Genomic DNA, 6,357 nt, shown 5'->3' with positions numbered 1-6,357 from the left:
GATTGAGCGGAGGACGGGGCAAACAGATCGGCCTGTTGCTGCCCCTTGGGGGTGAACTCACTCAGCATGACGCCCCCCTTCTGATAGCGGTAACCGTCGCGCCAAATCTGCGGTAGCAGCACGTTCACTTGCTGCAGCAGCAACCGGGTATCATCGCTAGGGCAGACCAGCCGGACGCCAGCCTGCTCACTGTAGTAAGGCGCTCGTTCGTCAAAGGGGCTGGTTCGCACGAACAGGTGCACCCGTTGGCAACACATCCCCTCGGCCCGCAACTTCTCGGCTGCGCGAGCCATAAAGCCTGACAACGCTTGGGCCATTTCTCCACGGTCAGTCACGCGCTCACCAAAGGAACGGCTCGAGAGGATCTGCTGCTTCGCCGCCGGTTCAACGGTCAGCTCTGCGCAAGGCAGGCCACGCAGCTCCTGTACGATCCGCTCGACCACCACGCCGTATTGGGCGCGTAACCCTTTGGCGTCGCTAGCCACCAGGTCAGCAACGGTGTTGATGCCTTGTGCCACCAACTTGGCTCCCAAGCGCCGTCCTATGCCCCACACCTCGTTCACCGGGGTGATAGCCATCAGCCGGGCACGGCGCAGCTCGTCACGCAAGTCCACGACGCCGCCCGTGGCAGGCCACTTCTTGGCTGCATAGTTGGCCAGCTTGGCGAGGGTCTTGGTGGGACCAATCCCGACCCCTACCGTTAGGCCGGTCCACTGCCACACTCGCTGCCGGATCTGTTGTCCATAGGCTGTCAGGTCACCGGCAAACGACTCCGACAGTGACAGGAATGCTTCATCAATGGAGTAGACCTCCAGCTCGGGGGACATGGTCTCCAACGTGTTCATCACCCTGCCAGACATGTCTCCATAGAGCGCGTAGTTGGAGCTGAATGCCACACCGCCATGCGCCTCGAACTGCTCGCGGATCTTGAAGTAGGGCCCGGCCATCTTGATACCCATCGCCTTGGCTTCGGGGCTGCGCGACACCACGCATCCATCGTTGTTGGAGAGCACCACGATCGGGCGGCCACGCACCTCAGGGCGAAACAACCGCTCACAGCTGGCGTAGAAGTTGTTTACATCAACGAGCGCTATAGCCATCACGCTGCCTCAGATTGCCAATCACATGGGTGACCACTCCGAACAACTCCAGGGAGAGGCTCATACAAGGGTCGATAGGCGTGAACGCCGGATTGGCTGGCAACAGCCGCAACCTCGGCTTGAGCTGCAAGGTCTTTACCGTGAAGCCGCCATCGAGTAGTGCAATCACCACATCACCATGGCGAGGGGTGAGGCTCTTATCGACCACCAGCAAGTCACCGGGAAAGATGCCGACCCCGGTCATGCTCTCCCCCTCGGCACGCAGATAGAAGGTTGCTGCAGGGTGCGACACGCAGTGGGTGTTGAGGTCCAACTTCCCTTCCAGATAGTCGCTGGCTGGGCTGGGAAAGCCACAAGAGGCGCGGTGCAAGAACAGCGGGATGGTCACCTCGGCGGGTGATGGGTCTGGGGTTAACAGCTTCATGGCAAAACACCTGTATTTATATACAGCCATTATAGCGCACCACCTTTGAACCAGCGCAAGTCCCGCATGCCACTGATGACGTACCATGGCGCCAACAAATAACAAAGAGGTCAGTATGAGTCACAATCTGTGTGCCCTACCGAAAGAGCAGCAAGAACGGGTCGAGGTCGAGAAGGCCGCCGCATATGCGGTATGGAAGGAGCGCAACGGTTACTTGGCCAGCGCAGAAAGCGAAGCAAGCCAGCATAAGGGTGAGCTGAGCAGCTATTTTCTCGAGCAAGTGGGTAAATACCAACGAGGTTAATTCTCTCAAGCTGGACTGATCGCGCCTCAGTGGACGATCTTGCCATCACGCATCCGCCTGAAAACACGACATGTTAAAAACCTCAGTATCGAAGCTGGGCGGCTGGCCCGGTATAGTCAATCGAGTTCACGTCAGAGGAGAGATGCAATGAGTCACCAACCCGGCTTTTGGTTAGCGACACGCCAGTGGTCGCTGGCCGCACTGCTGCTGAGCCTAACGCCGCAAGTCGTGTTTGCAGCCGACTGCACCTATCGAAAAGATGCATTGGGCCATACCCGCTATCAGTGTGACGATGGTAAGCAGGGCACCTTACGTGAGGATGCGCTTGGCAACATCAAAGACTCGGGAACCGGAACGACCTGGCGTAAGGATGCGCTCGGCAATCTTAAGGGGAGCGATGGCACTACCTATCGGCAAGACACGCTGGGCAATATTCGCGGCAGCAATGCCAAAACCGGTGAACGGGTGACATGGCGTGAAGATGCACTTGGTCAGTTGCGTGCATCTGATGGCACCGTCTGTCGAACCAACGCGCTGGGGCAACTCAAATGCCGTGGCGAGAGCACACCGCCGGCCTTGCTGGAAGGCAAATGATGGCTTTTGCAGCAAACGATCTGCCTATCCGTCACTGATGTGATATCCACCATGGTTGCCACGGGGTCAAGTGGGTAAACTCGTTGGCAATCTCTGGCGTGCTCACCCGTATGGGTGCAAACAATCGCCTCTTTTCGTTTTCCATGCGCCCTTGGCGCAAACTGACTCTTATTGGAACCCTTTCCATGGCTATCAAGAAAAACGAACTCTACTCCTCCCTGTGGGCCAGTTGCGATGAACTGCGCGGCGGCATGGACGCCTCCCAGTACAAGGATTATGTGCTGACCCTGCTGTTTGTGAAGTACGTTTCCGACAAGGCCAAGGGCAACCCCTACGCCATGATTGAGGTGCCGCACGGGGCGAGCTTTGACGACATGGTGGCGCTCAAGGGCGACAAGAATATCGGCGAGGCGATCAACCTCACCATCTCGGCGCTGGCCGAAGCCAATGATCTCAAAGGCGTCATCGACATCGCCGACTTCAACGATGAGGACAAGCTGGGCAAGGGCAAGGAGATGATCGACCGCCTGACCAAGCTGATCGGCATCTTCGAGGGGCTGGATCTCTCCGCCAACCGCACCGAGGGCGATGATCTGCTAGGCGATGCCTACGAATACCTGATGCGCCACTTTGCCACCGAATCGGGCAAGTCCAAGGGGCAGTTCTATACCCCGGCCGAGGTGTCGCGCATTCTGGCCAAGGTGATCGGCATCAGTCGCCAGACGCCGCAAGATGCCACCGTCTACGATCCCACCTGCGGCTCCGGCTCCTTGCTGCTCAAGGCCAGTGACGAGGCGGGACCCAAGGGGCTCACCATCTACGGTCAGGAGATGGATAACGCCACCAGCGCCTTGGCGCGCATGAACATGATCCTGCACGACAATCCGACCGCCAAGATCTGGAAGGGCAATACCCTGGCCGCGCCCCAGTGGAAGGAGGGCAACAACCAGCTCAAGTGCTTCGACTTTGCCGTCGCCAACCCGCCCTTTTCCAACAAGAACTGGACCAGCGGCCTGGATGCTGAGCACGATGAGTTTGGCCGCTTTGTCTGGGGGGTACCGCCGGAGAAAAACGGCGATTACGCCTTCTTGCTGCACATCATCAAGAGCCTCAACAGCCGTGGCAAGGGGGCGGTGATCTTGCCCCACGGCGTGCTGTTCCGTGGCAATGCCGAGGCGCGCATCCGCGAGAATCTGCTCAAACAGGGCTTTATCAAGGGCATCATCGGCCTGCCTGCCAACCTCTTCTACGGCACCGGCATTCCGGCCTGCATCATCGTCATCGACAAAGAGACGGCGCACCAGCGCGCCATCCAGGCCAACGGTTATACCAGCCAGAGCCTGTTTATGATCGATGCCAGCAAAGGCTTTATCAAAGATGGCAACAAGAACCGGCTGCGCGAGCAGGACATCCACAAGATTGTCGATACCTTTACCCGTGAGCAGGTGATCCCCCGTTACAGCCGCGCCGTGCCGCTGTTGGAAATCGCCGCCAACGACTACAACCTGAATATTCCGCGCTATATCGATGCCAGCGAGGCCGAAGATCTGCACGATCTGGCCGCCCACCTTAAAGGCGGCATTCCCAATCGCGATATCGACGCCCTGGGCGCTTACTGGCAGGTGTTCCCGACCCTGCGGGCCGATCTGTTTGCTCCGGCCCATGCGGGTTATAGCCATGCTCTGGTGGAGGCCGCCAAGGTCAAGGGCACCATACTGGCGCACCCCGAGTTTGTCCGTTTTGCCTCTGCTTCACTCGAACCCTTCTCTCGCTGGTTTACCGAGTGCCATCTGGCGGAGATTGAGCCGGGTGAATCGCCCAAGGCATTGATCGAGGAGATCAGTGAATCGCTGCTCGCCGTCTATTCGCCGCTGCCGCTTATCGATAACTACGATATCTACCAACTGCTGCTGGACTACTGGCACGCCGTGATGCAGGACGATGTCTATGTGCTCTCCCAGGATGGCTGGGCGGCGGGCAAGGTGCTGCGCGAGCTTAAAGTCGACAAGGGCGAAAAGCTTAAAGAGACGCCGGATCTGGTGCTGGGCAAGAGCAAATACAAGGCCGAGCTGCTGCCGCCAGCCTTGCTGGTGGCCCGCTTCTTTAGCGATGAGCAGGCTGACATCGACGCCCTGCAGGCCGCCGCGGATGAGGCAAGCCAAGCCTTGGAAAGCTATCTGGAAGAGCAGGGCGGCGAGGAGGGGCTGCTGAGTGACGCCGCCAACGACGCAGGCAAGATCAACGCTGCGAGCCTGAAGGCGCGACTCAAGCAGGCCAGCGATGCCGATGAAAAATCGGCGCTAAAAACCGCCATCAAGCGGTTCGAAGCCGAAAGCCAGGCTAAAAAGGCGGTAAAAGAAGCGCAAGAGGCGCTGGATCGGACGGTGGTGGCCCGTTACCCCAAGCTGACTGAGAGTGAGATCAAGCAACTGCTGGTGGAGGATAAGTGGCGCGCCAGCTTGCAGGCCGCCATCGAGGCGGAGATTGAGCGCATCACCCAGCAGCTGGCCAACCGCGTCAAGGAGTTGGAGGAGCGCTACCGCGCCACCCTGCCGCAACTGACCCGGCAGGTCGCAGATCTGGAGGCCAAGGTGGCCGCGCATCTCAAAAGCATGGGGCTGGAGTGGGCATAATGGCAGAGCAGATGATGCAAGAGACAGCAGTCAAGGCGATCCCGGCAGGCTATAAGCAGACCGAGGTGGGGGTTATTCCGGAGGATTGGCAATTATCTGACATAAGAGCTATTTCATCGATCCCAATGCAGAATGGTTTGTTTTTTGAGCCAAAGAGAAAGGGCGTAGGTGTTCCTCTAATCAATGTTGCTGATATGTATGCGTCGGCGCCAATTAATGTCGAACGTTTAGGTTTATTTAATGCCACTCTCAATGAGATAAATGTTTTTAGAGCATTACCAGGGGATTTATTTTTTACTCGGTCGTCTGTTGTTCCAAGTGGAATAGCTTATTGCAATGTTTACGTTTCGAATTATGAAAGTGTGGTTTTTGATAGCCACTTGATTCGAGTCCGAGCTAAGCAAGATATTATTTATCCCAAATTCCTTTATCTCAATTGCATTTCTAAGCACGCCAGAGCCAGTCTTATTGCGGAAGCAAAAACCGCAACTATGACGACGATAGATCAAGGAGCAATAAATCGTTGCCCTGTTATAATTCCACCTAAAAAAGAACAAATCGCCATTGTTACTGTACTTTCCGATAGCGATGCGCTGATCGATGCGCTGGAGCAGCTGATCGCCAAGAAGCAGGCTATCAAGAGCGCCACCATGCAGCAACTGCTGACCGGCCGCACCCGTCTGCCCGCCTTCGCCCTGCGCCCAGATGGTACCCCAAAAGGCTACAAGCCCAGCGAACTGGGAGATATTCCGGAGGATTGGGAGGTTGTGTCACTAGGAGATATTTGTGGTTTATATCAGCCAGTGACAATTTCCGGTAGTCAACTAAAAGAATCAGGTTATCCGGTATACGGAGCCAATGGATTAATTGGGTTTTATGAAAAATATAATCATGAAGCATCTCAAGTAATAGTGACATGTCGCGGTTCAACCTGCGGAACAGTTAATTACACTGTAGCTAAATCTTGGATTACAGGTAATGCGATGGTTGTTGATGTTGATAAAAACAAAAATTTGGACAAAAACTTTACCTATTACATGCTTTCGCACCAAGACCTTACGGTCTGTGTCACTGGTTCCGGTCAGCCTCAGATAGTTCGTTCTCCTTTAGCCGCGTTCAAAGTAGTTCTTCCTGAAATAGAAGAGCAAACCGCCATCGCCACTATTTTATCCGATATGGATAACGAGCAGCAGGCATTGACCCAAAAGCTGGACAAGGCCCGTGCCCTGAAGCAAGGCATGATGCAGCAACTGCTGACCGGCAAAATTCGCCTGCCGCTGGCGGCGGGGGCATAGACGGGGG

Annotated in this window: 6 protein-coding genes; 4 read left to right on the top strand and 2 right to left on the bottom strand. The window is 56.3% G+C overall.

Annotated elements, in window-relative coordinates; translation table 11 throughout:
- The coding region (locus AB5Y72_RS11845) for a Y-family DNA polymerase (protein ID WP_368199032.1) at nucleotides 1–1,100 on the bottom strand (1,100 nt) is incomplete at its 3' end.
- Nucleotides 1,081–1,524 (bottom strand): translesion error-prone DNA polymerase V autoproteolytic subunit, encoded by a 444-nt coding sequence (gene umuD, locus AB5Y72_RS11840; RefSeq protein ID WP_125117295.1) that lies wholly within the window; start codon nucleotides 1,522–1,524, stop codon nucleotides 1,081–1,083. The genes umuD and AB5Y72_RS11845, both read right to left, overlap by 20 nt.
- Nucleotides 1,525–1,639: 115 nt before the next feature.
- On the opposite strand from umuD, the gene AB5Y72_RS11835 reads away from it, so the two are divergent.
- The 4 genes from AB5Y72_RS11835 to AB5Y72_RS11820 all read left to right on the top strand — a co-directional run bounded on the left by AB5Y72_RS11835 (nucleotide 1,640) and on the right by AB5Y72_RS11820 (nucleotide 6,350).
- Nucleotides 1,640–1,828 (top strand): DUF3283 family protein, encoded by a 189-nt coding sequence (locus AB5Y72_RS11835; RefSeq protein ID WP_058394506.1) that lies wholly within the window; start codon nucleotides 1,640–1,642, stop codon nucleotides 1,826–1,828.
- Between the two features lie 147 nt (nucleotides 1,829–1,975).
- A complete protein-coding gene (locus tag AB5Y72_RS11830) occupies nucleotides 1,976–2,422 on the top strand; it encodes a hypothetical protein (RefSeq protein WP_049636665.1) in 447 nt (148 codons plus the stop codon).
- A gap of 185 nt (nucleotides 2,423–2,607) precedes the next feature.
- A complete protein-coding gene (locus AB5Y72_RS11825; RefSeq protein ID WP_368199031.1) occupies nucleotides 2,608–5,055 on the top strand; it encodes a type I restriction-modification system subunit M in 2,448 nt (815 codons plus the stop codon).
- Nucleotides 5,055–6,350: a restriction endonuclease subunit S gene (locus AB5Y72_RS11820; RefSeq protein ID WP_368199030.1), complete on the top strand. Its 1,296-nt coding sequence runs from the start codon at nucleotides 5,055–5,057 to the stop codon at nucleotides 6,348–6,350. The genes AB5Y72_RS11825 and AB5Y72_RS11820 overlap by 1 nt, the downstream gene beginning before the upstream one ends.
- The last annotated feature ends 7 nt before the right edge of the window (nucleotides 6,351–6,357 follow it).

It is taken from the genome of Aeromonas sp. R7-4 (assembly GCF_040908055.1).
GTDB classification, from domain to species: domain Bacteria; phylum Pseudomonadota; class Gammaproteobacteria; order Enterobacterales; family Aeromonadaceae; genus Aeromonas; species Aeromonas sanarellii.
This window is presented reverse-complemented; position numbering and strand designations above follow the sequence as displayed.

Bases quoted from the DNA above. Each gene is read 5' to 3' on its own strand.
- umuD (WP_125117295.1), bottom strand. From the start codon at position 1,524: ATGAAGCTGTTAACCCCAGACCCATCACCCGCCGAGGTGACCATCCCG.
- AB5Y72_RS11820 (WP_368199030.1), top strand. From the start codon at position 5,055: ATGGCAGAGCAGATGATGCAAGAGACAGCAGTCAAGGCGATCCCGGCA.
- AB5Y72_RS11835 (WP_058394506.1), top strand. From the start codon at position 1,640: ATGAGTCACAATCTGTGTGCCCTACCGAAAGAGCAGCAAGAACGGGTC.
- AB5Y72_RS11830 (WP_049636665.1), top strand. From the start codon at position 1,976: ATGAGTCACCAACCCGGCTTTTGGTTAGCGACACGCCAGTGGTCGCTG.
- AB5Y72_RS11825 (WP_368199031.1), top strand. From the start codon at position 2,608: ATGGCTATCAAGAAAAACGAACTCTACTCCTCCCTGTGGGCCAGTTGC.